Origin of the sequence: Pseudomonas citrullilanati (genome assembly GCF_030580855.1) — a bacterium.
Lineage (GTDB): Bacteria > Pseudomonadota > Gammaproteobacteria > Pseudomonadales > Pseudomonadaceae > Aquipseudomonas > Aquipseudomonas citrulli.
Window position 1 is genome coordinate 89,594 of record NZ_JAUQOP010000010.1, and the last position, 17,351, is coordinate 106,944.

Consider the following 17,351-nt stretch of genomic DNA (forward strand, 5'->3'; position numbering starts at 1 on the left):
TCCATAGACGACGTGGGCTGGCGCGACTTGGCGTTACTATACCTGCCAGGATTTTTACCTTGTAAGGGAGCTACGCCTTGTCCGTCACGCCTGACAGAACCTTCGCTGAAGTATTCAAGCGCACCGTCAAACGCATTCTTTGCTACTGGACCCAGATCACCGTCACGCTAGGCCTGCTCGCCACCGGGCTGGGGTTCATCACCCTGTACTTGTATACCCGCACGATCGGACGAATCGACCTGTTCATGCCGTCCATCGATGTGAAGTCCGCGCTATTGGTGTGGGTCGTGCTGGTCCTGCTGCTGATGCTGTCGTATTTGTTCATCCTGGGGGCAACAACCTGGATGTTTGGCTGCTCGGTCTTGCTCTTTTCAAACATCAAGGTCAACCAGCCGAAGATTGTCTTTTACCTGGCGTTCCCCACGATTGTCGGGTTTAGCGCATTCATCGGGATCACCTTCTTCTTGCCCACCTGGTTGAACACCTGGGCAACATTTTCGGCGTTATTCCTGATCGTCTTCGCTACGTGCGTGCTCATGTACGCATTCACGCCGTTCAAGAGAATCATCCGCAAGAGCACCCTTGTCCAGGCCAGGCTGGATCGAGCCCGCTTGAAATGCCTGGCAGCTCGTCAGCAACTCAAGCGAAAAAAGCTGCAGCCGAACAAGGCCGTCCTTTCCCAAAAGGCCTGGTGGCAAAAATGGCTCACCTATTGGCAGGCATTCAAAGACAAGACGGCTCCAACGTGGCTCCGGGCAAAGGAAACCTGGCAGCGACGCCTGTCCTGGATACAGGCGCGCAAAGCGTTCTGGCTCGTCACCCTGGTCTCGATCGCCCTGTTCATCACCGTGATCTTCGCCGCCTTTCCAATCCTGCTGACCATACGTTCATACATGGAGAGAGAAACGCCCGATACCCTGCGCCACATCGCGGGCATTTCCTGGCTGACGCTAATCTTCACCCTGCTACCGGTCATCACGTTTTATTGCTCCAAAGGGGACGTCTTCAGGCGCACCGCCAATGGCCTGGTTGCAACGGTCATAGCCTTCTGCGCCTTCACAGTGATCTCGCCAGGCAGCTTGAGCCAGATCACCTACATCGCAGCGGGAGGCTTATCGGTTCGCCAGCAGACCGCGGAGCGATACGCCTTGCCAGACGATATAAAGCTGCAAGACCTGAGCGCCACCCTGTGGAAAACCCGCCAGGTAGCCTCACAAAAAATAGAGGTCGAGGCCTTCCAGTTGTATTCCTTCGGGGACGTACTGCTGCTGTGCCCAACAGACATGCTGCCCCTTGAGCTCAAGGAGCTGAAAGACTACTCGAGGTTCTGTGTCAGCACGCTCAATAGCAAAGTTGTGCGAAAACCGCGGCTACCGGTTTTCGCCAGCAGACCACCCACTGAATGGGCCTGCCGGGTGCCCGCATGGCGGGTCCATGCAGGACGCTGGCTTGCGTGGGAAGCGTTGGTTCCGGGCATTCACCCTCACGCACCGGGAGGGAGGAAGGGCTGACGGCCCCGCCAAGTCGTAAGCGGGGTGGGCCATCGCTCGCCCTGCGGTTACTTCCACGACAGAGCGCTGATTGCGGCCCCTGGCCGGGGACTTTCTCGCAGGCAAAAAAAAAATCCGGAAATCCTCACTTTCGTGGGCCTTCCAGACTTTTAAAACTGCTAAAAATGGTGGGTCGTGTGGGATTCGAACCTACGACCAATTGGTTAAAAGCCAACTGCTCTACCAACTGAGCTAACGACCCGCTGTGTGGTGGCGCGTATAATACTGATTTCTAAGGACTATTCAATACCTAATTTTAAATAAATCAAAAATAAGGTGTTGGATCGCTGACGCCCGCCGCTGCGAAGCCTTCCGCACGCAGGCGGCAGCTGTCGCATTTGCCGCAGGCACGGCCCTGATCGTCTGCCTGGTAGCAGGAAACGGTCAGTCCGTAGTCCACGCCCAACCGTACACCGGCCTTGACGATGTCGGCCTTGCTCAGGTTCTGCAAGGGCGCCTGGATGCGGAAACCCTGCCCTTCCACGCCAGCCTTGGTCGCCAGGTTGGCCATGCGCTCGAACGCCTCGACGAACTCCGGCCGGCAATCAGGGTAGCCGGAATAGTCCACCGCATTGACGCCAATGAAGATGTCACGGGCGCCCAGCACTTCGGCCCACCCCAAGGCCAGCGACAGGAATACCGTGTTGCGTGCCGGCACATAGGTCACCGGAATCCCTTCGCTCGGCGCCTCGGGCACGTCGATGGAGCTGTCGGTCAGGGCCGAACCGCCAATACCGTTGAGGTTCAGGCCGATCACCTTGTGTTCCACCACGCCCAAGTCCCGGGCGACCCGCTCGGCGGCCTGGAGCTCGGCGCGATGGCGCTGGCCGTAGTCGAAACTCATGGTGTAGCAGCGGTAACCTTCAGCACGGGCCATGGCCACGACTGTCGCCGAGTCCAGGCCGCCGGACAACAGGATGACCGCTCGTTTTTCTGCAATGTTGGTCTGTTCAGTCATCTCAGCGCCCCGGCTCGTCGTTCCAAAGATATTTGTGCAACTGCAACTGCAGGCGCACCGGCAGGTTATCCGCCACCACCCAGTCCGCCAGTTCCCGGGCATTCAGGTCATGGTGACTGGGCGACACCAGGACCTCGCCGGCCCGCTGGTCGAGCCGGTACTGGATCAGCTTGGACACGGCCCAGTCGTAATCTTCCCGAGAGCAGATCACGAACTTGACCTGATCGTTGGGCGTCAGCAGTTCGATATTTTCGTAACGGTTGCGATGGACTTCCTTGGACCCTGGGGTCTTCAGGTCCACGACGCGGCTGACACGGGGATCGACGGCCGAGATATCCAGGGCACCACTGGTCTCCAACGAGACCTCGTAGCCGGCATCGCACAAGCGCTGGAGCAAGGGAATGGCATTGGGTTGCGCCAAAGGCTCGCCGCCCGTGACACAAACATAGCGCGGACGATAGCCGGCCACTTGTTCAAGGATATCGTCGAGGGTGCGCAAGGTGCCGCCGCTGAACGCGTAGGCGCTGTCACAGTATTGGCAACGCAACGGACAACCGGTGAGGCGCACAAATACCGTGGGCAGCCCGGCCGTTCGCGTTTCACCCTGTAACGAGTAAAAGACTTCGGTGATTCTCAATGTGTCTTGCATAGTCGCCACGGGCGTAACAGCTGAACAGGCTGCCCGCCTCCGTCAGGCACTTCAAGCAACCCCGCCAACGCGTAGATCCCAAGAAGCGTGTTTCATAAAAAGGGCGTGAATTCTAACGAAAAAACCCGCGACAAGCGCGGGTTTCTTCAATACGGGGTCAAACCGCCCTACATGCGCTGAAGATCGCGCTGGGCCAATTGGGCGGCGGAGGTACCCGGGTACTGGGCCACCACCTGTTGCAGGATGCCCTTGACCTTGTCGGTGTGACCAAGGCGGCGCTCTACGTCAGCCAGCTTGTACAGCGAATCCGGCACCTTGGCGTGCTTGGGATACAGCTGGGAGACCTTGGCGAACGCCTGACCAGCGCCTTGCAGGTCGCCTTTGGCCAGGTTCACCTCGCCCAGCCAGTATTGGGCATTGCCCGCGTACTGGCTGTTGGGGTACTTGCGCAGGAAAGCGGCGAAGGCCTGGCTGGCCTTGTCGAAATCCTTGGCCTTGATCAGGTCGAAGGCAGCGTCGTAGTAGAGCTTTTCCTTCGCCGGATCAGCCGGTTCGCCACCGGCGGCCGGTGCGGCGGGAGCAGCCGCCCCCGCACCAGCGCCTGCGGCTGCGCCGGGGGCGTTCAAGTCGCCTCCGGCAGGAGAATTCTCAGGAGTCGCGGCAGGTGCAACGCCGGTTCCTATGCGCCGATCAAGATCCTGGTAACGCTCCAGGTTTTCCTGCTTCATGCGCGAAATATCATTCTGCAGAACTTCGATCACGCCTTGCTGGCGCGACAGCTGATCCTGCATTTGCTGGAGCTGGTTGAACAGCTCGCCCTGTGCCGAGACAGGGGCCGAAACCCCTCCCCCGGCATAGGCGCCGTTCGTACCGTAACCTGCAGGCGGATAACTGCTCCCGCTATTGCTATAGCCGGCATCGTTATCGACCACAGGAACCGCAGCCCACGCCGCAAGCGGCGCGAGGCTGAGAGCCAGAACAGTTACAGCACGACGGCACGTTCGCATGACGAATTACTTACGCAGTTCGACGCGACGGTTTTGAGCCCAGGACTGCTCGTCGTTGCCGGTAGCAACTGGACGCTCTTCGCCGTAGGAAACCAGTTCCAGCTGAGCTGGGGAAACACCTTGCAGTACCAGGTAGCGCTGAACGGCTTTCGCACGACGCTCGCCCAGTGCCATGTTGTACTCACGAGTACCACGTTCGTCGGTGTTGCCTTCCAGAACAACGCGAGCGCCGTTGGCTTTCAGGTCCTTGGCGTGAACGTCCAGAGCGCGCATGGCTTCTGGCTTCAGGTCCGAGCTGTCGTATTCGAAGTAGAAGGTGGTGATTGCGCGCAGAGCAGCTTCTTCGCTCAAGGAGCCATCAACAGCACCAGTGTTAGCGCCGTAACCAGCGTTTGGATCAACAGCGCCTTCACCGGCGTTGTCGCCGCCTTTGGACGAGCAACCTACAGCTACAGCCATGGCCAGAGCCAGCGCAGCAAATTTACCAAACTTCAGCATTTCCATCGTGAAACTCCTAATGAACCCCAGTGTGTTAAGTAAAACGTATTGCGCCGCGTCAGTTCAGGTAAGGGGACCAGGACGGTTCTCTGACTTCGCCTTGTGCGGTAGGAAGCGGGAGCCTCACGCGTCCATTAATGGACACGAGCATCAAGACTCCCCGGCCCTGCTGGCGGGTGGCGTAGATTACCATGGTGCCGTTGGGCGCAACAGTAGGTGACTCGTCCAGAGTGCTATCAGTGAGGATTTTTACGCTACCGCGCTGCAAATCCTGGGCCGCCACCTTGAAATTGGTGAAACCGTCCTGGCGATGGATCATCACCAGGGTCTTTTCATCCGCCGACAGTTTAGGGTTGGCGTTGTAGTTACCCACGAACGTCACGCGTTCGGCACCGCCGCCACCGGCACTGGTCTTGTAGATCTGAGGCTTGCCACCGCGGTCGGAGGTGAAGTAGATGGTCGAGCCATCCTTGCCCCAGAACGGTTCGGTGTTGATGCCCGGGCCATTGGTGACGCGGGAGATCGAGCGCGAAGCCAGGTTCATCACGTAGATGTCCGGGTTGCCGTCCTTGGACAGCACGAACGCCAGGCGCGAACCGTCCGGCGACCAGGAAGGCGCGCCGTTCAGGCCTTCGAAGTTGGTGATCTGCTCACGGCGACCGGTGTCGATGTGCTGCACGAAGATCCGGGGACGCTTCTGCTCGAACGAAACGTAGGCGATGCGCTTGCCATCGGGGGCGAAACGCGGCGACAGGATCGGCTCGCGAGATTGCAGCAGGGTCACCGCGCGGGCGCCGTCATAGTCGGAGCGCTGCAGGGTGTAGCGGGTATTGTTTTCGGAGAAGCGCTCGGCGGTCACGTAGAGCATGCGAGTGGAGAACGCGCCCTTGATGCCGGTGAGTTTCTCGAACGACTGGTCGGCGATGTAGTGCGCCATGTCGCGCAACTGGTCGACGCCACCCGAGACGCTGCCGGTCAGCACTTGCTGCTCGGTGGCGACGTTGAACAGGGCGTACTGCACCTGCAGGCGACCGCCAGCCGGGACAATGCTGCCGACCATGATGTACTGGGCGCCCAGGGCCTTCCAGTCACGGTAGATGATTTCGCTGGCCTGGGTCGGCAGGCTGATCATGTTCTGCTTCGGAATCGGCGCGTAGTAACCCGAGTTGCGCAGGTCATTGCCGATGATTTCCGCCATGTCGTCCGGCAGGACGCTACCGCCCTGCCAGCCGAACGGTACGACGGCGATCGGGGTCGCCCGGTCGCTGCCGCTGGTGACCAGAATGTTCTTTTCCTCTGCTACCGCCATCCCTGCCAGGCAGCAGATAACGACAAGCATTGATCGAAGAATGTTTCTCACAAGGCTAGATCCTCAGGTGTGAATGTCATCTTGAACGAACGATAGGGAGCAAAGTCGCTCGGTTTCATTCCTTGCATTTCCGTCAGTCGTCCAATGTTCTTGACCGCCGCGACCGCCGAAGCGTCGAACGGACCGTCACCGCTGGACTTGGCGACGCTGACCGAGGTAACCGTACCGTCGGGCAACATGCCGATTTGCAATACTACCGTCATGCCTTTGCGCGCCGAAGGTGGACGGGCCCAACCTTCTGCCGCCCGGGCACGAATCAGATCGTCGAAACTGCCGGCGACTTCATCGCCCTGCTCGTCGGCCAAGGCCTGCTGGCGCTCCGGCTTGTCGGAAAGCAGGTCCGCCAAGGCCTGGGCCTTCTTGTCTTCAGCGGATTTGCGCGCTGCGTCCTGGGCCTTTTTCTTGGCGGCGTCGGCGGCGGCTTTCTTCTTCGCTTCCTCGGCGACCTTTTTCTTCGCCTCTTCAGCCTCGGCTTTCTTCTTGGCGTCTTCGGCCGCTTTCTTCTTCGCGTCCTCGACGATCTTTTTCTTGGCTTCTTCAGCGGCCGCTTTCTTGGCCTCTTCTTCGGCGGCTTTCTTGGCTTCTTCCTCGGCCTTTTTCTTGGCTATATCAGCCAATTGTTTCTCTTCTGCCTTCTTGGCCTCGGCGGCTTTCTTCGCCTCGTCGGCCTTCTTAGCCTCGTCCGCCTTCTTCGCCTCATCGGCCTTCTTGGCTTCCTCGGCCTTTTGAGCCGCTTCCTCTTTCTTTTGTTCCGCGGCCTTTATCGCTTCCTGCTCGACCTTCTTCTGCTCCATCTGCTCGACTTCGGTCTGGCGCGCGGCGGATTTCTTCGCCTCGCCCGCAAGCTTCTGGTTGGTCTGGGTGGTGGCCTGGCTCTTCGACTTGAGCTGGTACAACGTCGCCTGCACGATCGGCTTGGCCGGCGGCAGCTCCGGCGTCATGGCAAAGCTGACGAACAGCATGCCGAACACCAGCACATGCAGGCCGACAGCCAGGACAGTGGGCCAGAAGTAGCTTTCCGAGGCGGACGGCTCTCGCTGTTGCTGCATCAGGGGGCCTCGGTGATCAAGCCAACATTACCGACCCCGGCTTTCTGCAGACCGCCCATGGCGCCCATCACGGCCCCGTAGTCGACGGTCTTGTCGCCGCGAATGAAGACCTGCGTACGCTTGCCGGCGTCATTGCCGACACGAATGATCTTGGTCACCGCATCGGTCATCTGCGGCAGGGTCATGGCCCGGTCCTGCTGCTTCTCGGTGTCGACTTCGCTGCCAAGGTTCCAGTAGTAGGTCTTGTCAGCCTTGATCGAAATGGTCAGTACCTGGGTGTTGTTGTCCTGCGGCAAGGCTTCGCTGGAAACCTTGGGCAGATCAACCTTCACGCCCTGGTTGAGCATCGGCGCGGTCACCATGAAGATGACCAGCAGCACCAGCATCACGTCGATGTAGGGCACCACGTTCATCTCGGCAACCGGCTTGCGCTTGTTTCGGGCTCGAGCGATTAAAGCCATCGGGAAATACCTGCTTATTCTTCGCTGGTGTGCACTTTGCGGTGCAGGATCGCCTGGAACTCATCGGCGAAGGTGTAGTAGCGGCCGATCAGCGTTTCGCTGCGGGCAGCGAAGCGGTTGTAGGCAATGACGGCGGGGATGGCCGCGAACAGGCCAATGGCGGTGGCGACCAGGGCCTCGGCGATGCCCGGGGCCACGGTGGCCAGGGTCGCTTGCTGGGCCGAAGCCAGGCCGCGGAACGAGTTCATGATCCCCCACACGGTACCGAACAAGCCGATGTACGGGCTGACCGAACCGACGGTGGCCAGGAACGGCAGGCTCTGCTCGAGCTTCTCTTCCTCGCGGGAAATGGCCACGCGCATGGCCCGGGCCACGCCCTCCATCACCGCTTCAGGGTCGACGCCCGGCTGCTGGCGCAAACGGGAGAATTCCTTGAAGCCGGCGCGGAAGATCTGCTCGACGCCCGAATCCGGGTCCGGGTTGCTGCCCGCCTGGCGGTACAGCTTGGACAGGTCGATGCCCGACCAGAAGCGCTCTTCAAAGCTCTCCAGGGCTCGGCGACCGGCGCGCAGCAGGTTGCTGCGCTGAAAAATCATGATCCATGAGGTCACCGATGCGGCTACCAGGGTCAGCATTACCAGTTGCACCACGACGCTGGCATTGCTGACCAGGCTCCACATGGAGGTATGGTCGACGACGTTAGCTTCCACGCTTTATCTCCTGCTCTGAGTGTGTACCCGCGCCGCTCACGCCGGCAAAGGCCGCGCGTAGAGCTTCGGGAATGGCCCGGGGTTTCAAACTATGGGTGCGCACACAGGCCACCAGGAACTGCCCTTCACAGAGCAGCACATTATCCGTAGCCCGCCTGACCTGCTGCTTGAAGCGCAGGCTGACACGGTTCAACTCGATGACATCGGCACTTACCACCAGCTCGTCGTCCAGTCGCGCCGGCGCGTGGTAGCGCGCTTCGCTGGAATGCACGACGAATAACAGGTCCTCCCCTGCCAGCGCGGATTGGGCGAAACCCAGTTCCCGCAGCCGTTCGGTTCGAGCCCGTTCCATAAACTTGAGGTAATTGACGTAGTAAACGATGCCGCCGGCATCGGTGTCCTCGTAATAAACGCGACAGCGATGTGCGAACGACTCCAGCCCGTTTTGCGCGCGCATACTCTAGTGCTTACTCCTCAGGTTGCCAATCGGCCAGGCAACTGTTTTTTCAATCTCGAATGCATTGACGCTCCAGGCGTCGTCTGGGACAGCACGAACCTGAAAAAAGTCAGCTTATCGAGCGTGTTCAATCGTCCACGGCATCGAGAAATTCGTCTACCACCGGCATGTCGCCCATTCGTGTCGGGATGTTTAAGCCGAAGTGCAGGTAGGCATGGCGCGTCACCACGCGCCCGCGGGGGGTCCGCATGATGTAGCCCTGCTGGATCAAGTACGGCTCCAGCACATCCTCGATGGTGTGGCGCTCTTCGCTGATGGCCGCCGCCAGGCTGTCGACACCCACCGGGCCACCGTCGAATTTCTCGATCATGGTCAGCAGCAGGCGCCGGTCCTGGTGGTCGAACCCCCGTTCGTCGATGTCCAGCAGGTTCAACGCCAGGTCGGCGATCGGCTTGGTGATGTGGCCCTTGGCCCGGACTTCGGCAAAGTCCCGGACCCGACGCAGCAATCGATTGGCGATCCGCGGTGTCCCACGGGCCCGCCGGGCGACTTCATACGCGCCGTCCGGGTCCAGCGGCAATCCGAGGATGCCCGCCGAACGGCTGACAATCGTCGCCAGGTCGGCGTTGCTGTAGAACTCCAGGCGCTGGACGATACCGAAGCGGTCCCGCAGCGGGTTGGTCAGCATGCCGGCCCGGGTGGTCGCGCCCACCAGGGTGAACGGTGGCAGGTCCAGCTTGATGGAGCGCGCCGCCGGCCCTTCGCCGATCATGATGTCGAGCTGGAAATCTTCCATGGCCGGGTACAGCACTTCCTCGACGATCGGCGACAGCCGGTGGATTTCGTCGATGAACAACACGTCATGGGGTTCAAGATTGGTCAGCAACGCCGCCAGGTCGCCTGGCCGTTCGAGGACCGGCCCCGAGGTGCTTTTGATCGACACGCCCATTTCCTGGGCGATGATGTTGGCCAGGGTGGTCTTGCCCAGGCCCGGCGGGCCGAAGATCAAGGTGTGGTCCAGTGACTCGCTGCGCCCGCGGGCCGCCTGGATGAACAGTTCCATCTGCTCGCGCACGGTCGGTTGGCCGATGTAGTCGGCCAGGCTGACAGGACGAATCGCGCGGTCCTGGATTTCCTCGCGGTCACGGGGCGCGCCCGTGGCGGCGATCAGACGGTCAGCTTCTATCACTTAGATCATTCCCTTCAGGGCACGGCGAATCATGTCTTCAGTGCTCAGGCCTTTTTCCTTGATGGCGGAAATCGCCTTGCTGGCTTCCTGTGGCTTGTAGCCCAGGGAAATCAGCGCGGTGACCGCATCGTTCTCGGCGCTGACCGCCGGTGCCGGCGCGTCCGGCTGGTTCGGCACCAGCGCGAACATGGCCGGCACCGTCTCCCAGGCCTTGAAGCGGTCCTTGAGCTCGACCAGCAGGCGCTCGGCGGTCTTCTTGCCCACCCCGGGCACCTTGGTCAGGGCCGAGGTGTCCTGGGACTGCACGCAACGCACCAGCTCGTCGACTTCCAGGCTCGACATCAAGGCCAGCGCCAGCTTCGGGCCGACGCCATTGAGGCGGATCAGTTCACGGAAGAAGTCCCGCTCGCGCTTGCCAATGAAGCCATAGAGTAACTGCGCATCCTCGCGCACGACCAAGTGGGTGTGCAGCGTCAGCGGCTCGCCGACCGACGGCAGGCGGTACAGCGTGGTCATGGGCACTTCCAGCTCATAGCCCAGCCCGTTGACATCCAGAATCAGGTGCGGCGGCTGTTTTTCAGCCAGGGTGCCGCGCAAGCGTCCAATCACGTTTCAGATCCTTGGGCGTTGGCCAGCCGTGGGCTGGCGAATAACGGCCCGGCATGAGGGCCGACGACACGGCACACCCCACCCGGGCTCACGAATGAGTGCGCTGATGCTATCAGAGACGCAGGCGCCCGCCACGACTGCGTGCGGTCCCCAGGCCATGGGGCAACAGGCTGGAACGGGTATGCGCATGGCAAATGGCGATCGCCAGGGCGTCGGAGGCGTCGATCTGCGGCTTGCTGACCAGCTTCAGCAGGTGCATCACCATCATCTGCACCTGCTCCTTGTTCGCCGCGCCCGTCCCGACGACCGCCTGCTTGACCTGGGTGGCGGTGTACTCGGCGATCTCCAGGCTTTCCTCGGCCCCGGCGACGATGGCCGCGCCCCGGGCCTGGCCCAGCTTCAGCGCCGAATCGGCGTTGCGCGCCATGAACACTTTCTCGATGCCCATGGTGACCGGGCCGTAGGTCTGGATCACCTCTCTCACGCCGCGATAGACGATCTGCAGGCGCTCGTGCAACTCACCGGCCCCGGTGCGGATACAACCGGACGCCACGTACACGCAGCCGCGCCCGGTATCACGAACCACGCCGTAGCCGGTGATGCGCGAACCGGGGTCGATACCAAGGATTAAAGTCATAACGCCTGCGGTTTGAAGAGGATTGCCTGGACCTGTGGGAGCGGGCTTGCTCGCGAAGAGGCCGTCACTTCCGACATAAGTGTCGACTGATGCAGCGCATTCGCGAGCAAGCCCGCTCCCACCTTGGTACTCATGCTGCTGGATAAATGAATATCAACCGAGCTGCTCAGCCACCGACTCCGGGATATCGGCGTTAGAGTAGACGTTCTGCACGTCATCCAGGTCCTCGAGCATGTCGATCAGCTTGAGCACTTTCTCGGCGCCTTCCAGGTCCAGTTCGGCACTGGTGGTCGGCTGCATGACGATCTCCGCGTCGGCCGGCTTGAACCCGGCCGCTTCCAGGGCGTTGCGCACGGCATAGAAGCTGGCGAACGAGGTGAACACGTCGAACGAGCCGTCCTCGTGGCTGACCACATCGTCGGCGTCGGCCTCCAGGGCGGCTTCGGTCAAGGCGTCTTCATCGAGGCCCGGCGCGAAGCTGATCTGCCCCTTGCGCTCGAACAGGTAGGCCACCGAACCATCGGTGCCCAGGTTGCCGCCGCACTTGCTGAAGGCGTGACGCACGGCCGCCGCGGTACGGTTGCGGTTGTCGGTCATGCATTCGACCATGACCGCCACGCCGCCCGGGCCATAACCTTCGTAGGTCAGTTCTTCGACGTTGTCAGCCTCGGTCGCACCCGCGCCACGGGCGATGGCCCGGTCGATGATGTCGCGGCTCATGTTGGCGCCCAGCGCCTTGTCCAGGGCCAGGCGCAGGCGCGGGTTGGAACCCGGATCGCCGCCGCCCTGGCGGGCCGCGACCGTCAGTTCACGGATCCACTTGGTGAAGATCTTGCCCCTCTTGGCATCCTGACGTTCTTTGCGGTGCTTGATGTTCGCCCACTTGGAATGACCTGCCATAACTCGCTCCGGTTTTTCTTGAAACGTTGCCCGCCCCGCACTGGCGCAGGGGCAGGCAAGCAGAAATATCGACACCAACGAAAAGGCGCATCCGAAGATGCGCCTTCAGGTGTCAGCCTTACTCAGCCTTTGGCTGTTCACGCAGACGGATGTGCAGCTCGCGCAGCGCCTTGGCATCCACCACACCCGGGGCCTGGGTCATGACATCGGCCGCGCTCTGGGTTTTCGGGAATGCGATCACTTCACGAATCGACTGGGCGCCGGTCATCAGCATCACCAGGCGGTCCAGGCCAAAGGCCAGGCCACCGTGGGGCGGTGCGCCGAACTTCAGGGCGTCGAGCAGGAAGCCGAATTTCTCTTCCTGTTCCGCTTCGTCGATGCCCAGCAGGCGGAACACCGCCTGTTGCATTTCCTTGCGGTGGATACGGATCGAACCGCCACCCAGCTCGGTGCCGTTCAGGACCATATCGTAGGCACGCGACAACGCGGTGGCCGGGTTGGCCTCCAGCTCTTGCGGCGTGCACTTCGGCGCGGTGAACGGGTGATGCAGGGCGGTGAAGCTGCCGTCGTCGTTTTCTTCGAACATCGGGAAGTCGACGACCCACAGCGGCGCCCATTCGCAGGTCAGCAGCTCGAGATCGTGACCGACCTTGATCCGCAACGCGCCCAGGGCTTCGCTGACGATCTTGGCCTTGTCGGCGCCGAAGAACACGATGTCGCCATCGACCGCGCCGACGCGATCGAGGATCACGTTCAGGTTGGCCTCGGGGATGTTCTTGACGATTGGCGATTGCAGGCCCTCGACGCCTTTGGCGCGCTCGTTGACCTTGATGTACGCCAAGCCCTTGGCACCGTAGATGCCGACGAACTTGGTGTAGTCGTCGATCTTGCTGCGCGGCATGCTCGCCGCACCCGGGACGCGCAGGGCCGCGACACGGCACTTCGGATCGTTGGCCGGACCGCTGAAGACCTTGAATTCGACGTCCTTGAGCTGGTCGGCCACGTCCACCAGTTCCAGCGGAATGCGCAGGTCCGGCTTGTCGGAACCGTAGCGGCGCATGGCCTCGTCCCAGGTCATGTGCGGGAAGTCACCGAACTCCAGGCCCAGTACTTCCTGGAACAGGTTGCGGATCATGCCCTCGGTCAGGCCCATGATGTCTTTTTCGTCGAGGAAGCTGGTCTCGATGTCGATCTGGGTGAACTCAGGCTGACGGTCGGCACGCAGGTCTTCGTCGCGGAAGCACTTGGCGATCTGGTAGTAGCGGTCGAAGCCGGCCACCATCAGCAGTTGCTTGAACAGCTGCGGCGATTGCGGCAAGGCAAAGAAGCTGCCGGGGTGGGTACGGCTCGGCACCAGGTAGTCGCGGGCGCCTTCCGGCGTTGCGCGGGTCAGGATCGGCGTCTCGACGTCGAGGAAGCCGTTCTCGTCCAGGTAGCGACGGATGCTGGTGGTCATGCGCGAACGCAGGCGCAGCTTCTCGGCCATTTCCGGACGACGCAGGTCGATGAAGCGATAGCGCAGGCGGGTTTCTTCGCCCACGTCGGAAAATTCGTTGAGCGGGAACGGCGGGGTTTCCGCCTCGTTGAGCACTTCCAGCTCATGGCCCAGCACTTCGATCATGCCGGAAGCCATGTTGGCGTTGCCGGCGCCGGCCGGACGCAAGCGTACCTTGCCGGTGATCTTGACGACGTATTCGCTGCGCACGCGGTCGGCGGTGGCGAAGGTTTCAGCGCGGTCCGGATCGAACACCACCTGGGCCAGGCCTTCACGATCACGGATATCGAGGAAAATCACCCCGCCATGGTCACGGCGACGATGGACCCATCCGCAAAGAGTAACTTCCTGACCTTCCAGGCTTTCGTTCAGTTGGCCGCAATAATGGCTGCGCATCATGGTAGTGGTTTCACTTCTCGTAATTCGACATTCGGTTGGAGGCCCTGCCCGTGCAAGAACTCGCGCGTGTTCAACTCAATCTGCTTTGTCGCCACCGGCCAGGTTCTTCTTGGCGCCGGTCTTGAAGTCGGTTTCATACCAGCCGGTGCCGCCGAGGCGGAAACCAGGCATGGAAAGCATCTTTTTCAGTTCTGGCGCCTGGCATGCAGGGCAGTCGACCAGCGGTGCCTCGCTGATCTTTTGAATGGCTTCCATCTGATGACCACAGGAAGCACATTGATAGTCGTACATCGGCATGGGGTTGTCTCGGCGATCAGGTTACTCGCGCAAAGGCGGGCTTTGCGGCAAAGGGCGAGATTATATCCATTAAATGCGGCCTGTGCAGCCGTAAGACCGCACAGGCCGCTCCCGGCCGGTTTCAAGCGTAAGTGCCGGGCGTGTCAGTGAGGTCCGACCGCCTCCTGCCCGGTTTCCTTCAGGCTGTGCACCACACAGACCACGCGCACCAGGCCACTGAAATTGCGCACGCCGCCATGGCGCAGGTGCACTTCCCGGTCCACATGGGACAGCAAGGTGCTGATGGAACAGCGGTTGAGCCGGGCCATGTCGGCGAGGATATCCCAATAGACCTGCTCCAGCCGCAGGCAGGTGGCGAAGCCATTGAGGCGGATGGACCGGGCCCACGGCCTGGCCAGCTGCATGTCGAAGCCCCGGACGAACGGATCGACCTGGATGGACTGACCACGCCCACGCAAACCCTCGCCGGGTTCTTTTCCTTGAATCATACCGTTGACACTCCTTTGCCATACGAACCTGTCAGGTGGAACAACCCACCTGTGGCGCCTATGGAAGCTCAACGGCAGCGGCAGATCCAGACGACTTTATGGCCATCGATGTAGGACAAGCCGACAGCCGGCAGGCGACGAGTTACGCCGTCCTACCCGCTGCCTACAGATCCTGGCGCCGTGCCCACAGGGAGCAGGCGCTGCGGCCCCTGCCCGGCTTACTTATTTTCCAGCAGCGAGCGCAACATCCACGCGGTCTTTTCGTGAACCTGCATGCGCTGGGTCAGCAGGTCGGCGGTGGGCTCGTCGCTGACCTTGTCCAGCAGCGGAAAAATGCCGCGGGCGGTACGCGTCACCGCCTCCTGGCCCTCCACCAGTTGCCGGATCATGTCCTCGGCGCCTGGCACGCCCTCTTCTTCCTTGATGGAAGACAGGCGCGCATACACCGAGTAGGCGCCCGGGGCCGGGAAACCGAGGGCACGAATGCGCTCGGCGATCAGGTCCACCGCCAGCGCCAGCTCGTTGTATTGCTCCTCGAACATCAGGTGCAGGGTGCGAAACATCGGCCCCGTGACGTTCCAGTGGAAATTGTGGGTCTTGAGGTACAACACATAAGTGTCCGAGAGCAGGCGCGAAAGCCCGTCGACGATGGACTTGCGGTCTTCTTCACTGATACCGATATCAATGGCCATGTTGATTGATCTCCTGACGGTGATGAATGAGACAGCGGCCCCTCCACTGTAGTGGTTTTTGCCGCCGGCAGCCTGCGACAGATCGCCAGCCCACCTGAACCGACAAGCCAGGACGCCGGACGGTTCCGACCCCCGTGCGAATTCAACGCGCCTCGCCAAGCCGCAGGCACCACCGGGTTCCTGGCCGACGAACAGCGCGGCACGGGCCCGCAACGAGTTTGAGAAGGCACAGGCTTTACTGTTAAATAGACAGTGTGTCGCTACGCCTATTTTCCCGGGCGCGGCGCATAGGCTGATTCGGGTACGTGTCCAACGCCTCTCCATTTTTCCGAAGCGAACCGCCCTCGACCAGCTCTTCCTTGTGATCTGTCTTAACCGTGAGCCAATTAAAATGTTGAAAATCGTCCACTTGCTAATGGGCGCAGCTGCCTTGCTGCTGTCCTTCATCCCTAGCCTGGGTTCCGAAGCCACACCTTACCTGCAACACCCCGATGCACTGTACCTGGCCTTTTTCGGCCTTCTCAACCTGACCCTCGCGCCCGTTATTCCTAACTGGAACAAAGGTCCACGTCACCAACTGCAAAACCTCGTCAGCGTCCTGCTGGTACTGGCTGTCGCCCTGCAAACCCTGGCGCTGCTGGCCCCCATGCCGGAAATCGCCGGCCAACCGGCCATTGCGTACAGCCTTGCCAGCGCATTGCTGGCCGTGGCCGTGCACCTGGGTGTCAGCTTCTACAAGAAGTCGTCGCCCGCTGCGGCACCACAAAACTACGACATGTCCAACCGCGATACCGGTACCGTGAAGTGGTTCAACACGTCCAAGGGCTTCGGCTTCATTTCCCGGGATTCCGGCGATGACATCTTCGTGCACTTCCGGGCTATCCGGGGCGAAGGCCATCGCGTCCTGGTGGAAGGCCAACGCGTGGAATTCTCCGTGATGAACCGTGACAAAGGCCTGCAGGCCGAAGACGTGATCGCCGCGCTGCCGCGCCGCTGATCCGGCCGTAAAAAAACCGCGATGCAGCCTGGCTGCTCGCGGTTTTTTTTGGCCTGGCAAACGCTGCCGGTCAGTAATGCGGAGGCGGCGCCTCTTCTTCGAAAGACTCGAATTGCCCGGCCATTTCTTCCTGGCGCTTGAGCAGGGCTGCCATCTGTAGCTGCAAACGCTCGACCACGCGCTGTTGTTCCACCAGCACATCGTTCAATGCCTGGATGGTGTCATCCTGAAACGCCAGGCGGCTTTCCAGATCGGTGACACGGTCTTCAAGGTTCATGGTTTCAACCCTCCAGAAACTTGAAATCATCGGTCAACGCCATGCGCAAGCGTTCGCGAATGGCGCTCACCTGCTCGTCATTATAAGGCCGGGCCGGGTGTTTGCCCCAGACTGGCGCCGGCCAGGCGGCATCGTCGCGTTTGCGCACGATGACATGCATGTGCAATTGGCTGACAACGTTACCCAAGGTCGCCACGTTGAGCTTGTCGGCATCGAACGAATCCTTGAGCGTCTCGGCCAACGCTGTGGTTTCTTTCCACAGTTGCCGCTGGTCGGTGTCATCCAATTGAAACAATTCGCTGATATTTTCCCGCCGCGGCACGAGGATGAACCACGGGTAATTCGAATCGTTGGACAAGAGCAGCCGGCACAGCGGGAAATCGCCGATCGGCAATGTGTCTTGTTGCAGTCGTGGATCTAAGGCAAACACCGTGCGCACTCCTGGATATTGATGGGTCCGGCTGGCAGCCATACAGGCCAGCGTCGACACAGACCGGCAGCATACCTGTGAACGGCGGGCGGTTCACGAGGCACTCGCGATTCAGGCATCGTTGCTCTTTTTTCTTCGGCGGATGTTCCAGAATCGGCATGGACGAGGCGGCCTTCGCACCAATTCGGCGCAACACCGCTGATTCGGCCCGACAGCAGCGTCCCAGGGCCCGG

21 protein-coding genes and 1 tRNA gene are annotated in these 17,351 nt (G+C 61.0%); 2 read left to right on the forward strand and 20 right to left on the reverse strand.

All coding sequences use genetic code 11. The features are described from left to right. Positions 1–77: 77 nt before the first annotated feature. Positions 78–1,511, forward strand: a complete 1,434-nt coding sequence (locus tag Q6A48_RS09925) for a hypothetical protein (RefSeq protein WP_304553922.1) — start codon at positions 78–80, stop codon at positions 1,509–1,511. 165 nt (positions 1,512–1,676) lie between these two features. Here Q6A48_RS09925 and Q6A48_RS09930 read toward each other — a convergent pair. From Q6A48_RS09930 to Q6A48_RS10015, 18 genes are all read right to left on the reverse strand, one after another. Beyond that, positions 1,677–1,752 (reverse strand) — tRNA-Lys (locus Q6A48_RS09930). A gap of 63 nt (positions 1,753–1,815) precedes the next feature. Continuing rightward, complete coding sequence (gene queC, locus Q6A48_RS09935) at positions 1,816–2,490, reverse strand: 7-cyano-7-deazaguanine synthase QueC (protein WP_304553983.1); 675 nt, start codon at positions 2,488–2,490, stop codon at positions 1,816–1,818. A 19-nt stretch (positions 2,491–2,509) separates the two neighbouring features. Beyond that, the gene (gene queE, locus Q6A48_RS09940; RefSeq protein ID WP_304553924.1) at positions 2,510–3,157 is read right to left on the reverse strand and encodes a 7-carboxy-7-deazaguanine synthase QueE; all 648 of its coding nucleotides are present in this window, start codon (positions 3,155–3,157) and stop codon (positions 2,510–2,512) included. Positions 3,158–3,324: 167 nt separating this feature from the next. Then, positions 3,325–4,164 carry a tol-pal system protein YbgF gene (gene ybgF, locus Q6A48_RS09945; RefSeq protein ID WP_304553926.1) on the reverse strand — a complete coding sequence of 280 codons (840 nt, stop codon included), beginning with the start codon at positions 4,162–4,164 and terminating at the stop codon, positions 3,325–3,327. Between the two features lie 6 nt (positions 4,165–4,170). Then, the gene (pal, locus tag Q6A48_RS09950) at positions 4,171–4,668 is read right to left on the reverse strand and encodes a peptidoglycan-associated lipoprotein Pal (protein ID WP_003178634.1); all 498 of its coding nucleotides are present in this window, start codon (positions 4,666–4,668) and stop codon (positions 4,171–4,173) included. A 52-nt stretch (positions 4,669–4,720) separates the two neighbouring features. Further along, complete coding sequence (gene tolB, locus Q6A48_RS09955) at positions 4,721–5,971, reverse strand: Tol-Pal system beta propeller repeat protein TolB (protein WP_369811681.1); 1,251 nt, start codon at positions 5,969–5,971, stop codon at positions 4,721–4,723. Positions 5,972–6,018: 47 nt separating this feature from the next. Then, entirely contained in the window at positions 6,019–7,080 is a 1,062-nt protein-coding gene (tolA, locus tag Q6A48_RS09960) for a cell envelope integrity protein TolA (protein WP_304553958.1), read from the reverse strand. Then, entirely contained in the window at positions 7,080–7,532 is a 453-nt protein-coding gene (tolR, locus tag Q6A48_RS09965) for a protein TolR (RefSeq protein ID WP_161796096.1), read from the reverse strand. Before tolR ends, tolA begins: the two co-directional genes overlap by 1 nt. Before the next feature lie 23 nt (positions 7,533–7,555). After that, complete coding sequence (gene tolQ, locus Q6A48_RS09970; protein WP_042728759.1) at positions 7,556–8,251, reverse strand: protein TolQ; 696 nt, start codon at positions 8,249–8,251, stop codon at positions 7,556–7,558. Beyond that, positions 8,241–8,708 (reverse strand): tol-pal system-associated acyl-CoA thioesterase, encoded by a 468-nt coding sequence (gene ybgC, locus Q6A48_RS09975; RefSeq protein ID WP_003205037.1) that lies wholly within the window; start codon positions 8,706–8,708, stop codon positions 8,241–8,243. The genes tolQ and ybgC overlap by 11 nt, the downstream gene beginning before the upstream one ends. Before the next feature lie 127 nt (positions 8,709–8,835). Continuing rightward, the gene (gene ruvB / locus Q6A48_RS09980; protein ID WP_304553959.1) at positions 8,836–9,897 is read right to left on the reverse strand and encodes a Holliday junction branch migration DNA helicase RuvB; all 1,062 of its coding nucleotides are present in this window, start codon (positions 9,895–9,897) and stop codon (positions 8,836–8,838) included. Further along, on the reverse strand, positions 9,898–10,506 hold the full coding sequence (gene ruvA / locus Q6A48_RS09985) for a Holliday junction branch migration protein RuvA (protein ID WP_042728757.1): 609 nt from the start codon (positions 10,504–10,506) through the stop codon (positions 9,898–9,900). 112 nt (positions 10,507–10,618) lie between these two features. Continuing rightward, positions 10,619–11,143: a crossover junction endodeoxyribonuclease RuvC gene (gene ruvC / locus Q6A48_RS09990; RefSeq protein WP_024776477.1), complete on the reverse strand. Its 525-nt coding sequence runs from the start codon at positions 11,141–11,143 to the stop codon at positions 10,619–10,621. Between the two features lie 153 nt (positions 11,144–11,296). After that, positions 11,297–12,043: a YebC/PmpR family DNA-binding transcriptional regulator gene (locus tag Q6A48_RS09995; RefSeq protein WP_018614256.1), complete on the reverse strand. Its 747-nt coding sequence runs from the start codon at positions 12,041–12,043 to the stop codon at positions 11,297–11,299. Positions 12,044–12,161: 118 nt separating this feature from the next. Then, on the reverse strand, positions 12,162–13,937 hold the full coding sequence (gene aspS / locus Q6A48_RS10000; RefSeq protein ID WP_304553960.1) for an aspartate--tRNA ligase: 1,776 nt from the start codon (positions 13,935–13,937) through the stop codon (positions 12,162–12,164). A gap of 75 nt (positions 13,938–14,012) precedes the next feature. After that, positions 14,013–14,234, reverse strand: a complete 222-nt coding sequence (locus Q6A48_RS10005) for an FmdB family zinc ribbon protein (protein WP_024776474.1) — start codon at positions 14,232–14,234, stop codon at positions 14,013–14,015. 143 nt (positions 14,235–14,377) lie between these two features. Beyond that, positions 14,378–14,722 carry a ribbon-helix-helix domain-containing protein gene (locus Q6A48_RS10010; protein ID WP_304553961.1) on the reverse strand — a complete coding sequence of 115 codons (345 nt, stop codon included), beginning with the start codon at positions 14,720–14,722 and terminating at the stop codon, positions 14,378–14,380. Between the two features lie 218 nt (positions 14,723–14,940). Next, on the reverse strand, positions 14,941–15,414 hold the full coding sequence (locus Q6A48_RS10015) for a Dps family protein (RefSeq protein ID WP_304553962.1): 474 nt from the start codon (positions 15,412–15,414) through the stop codon (positions 14,941–14,943). A gap of 391 nt (positions 15,415–15,805) precedes the next feature. Between Q6A48_RS10015 and Q6A48_RS10020 the strand changes: the two genes are divergently transcribed. Beyond that, positions 15,806–16,411 carry a cold-shock protein gene (locus Q6A48_RS10020; RefSeq protein WP_304553963.1) on the forward strand — a complete coding sequence of 202 codons (606 nt, stop codon included), beginning with the start codon at positions 15,806–15,808 and terminating at the stop codon, positions 16,409–16,411. Positions 16,412–16,481: 70 nt separating this feature from the next. Here the strand turns inward: Q6A48_RS10020 and Q6A48_RS10025 are convergent, their stop codons facing one another. Continuing rightward, on the reverse strand, positions 16,482–16,688 hold the full coding sequence (locus tag Q6A48_RS10025; protein ID WP_042728752.1) for a SlyX family protein: 207 nt from the start codon (positions 16,686–16,688) through the stop codon (positions 16,482–16,484). Between the two features lie 4 nt (positions 16,689–16,692). Next, positions 16,693–17,118, reverse strand: a complete 426-nt coding sequence (locus Q6A48_RS10030; protein WP_304553984.1) for an HIT domain-containing protein — start codon at positions 17,116–17,118, stop codon at positions 16,693–16,695. Between the last annotated feature and the right edge of the window lie 233 nt (positions 17,119–17,351).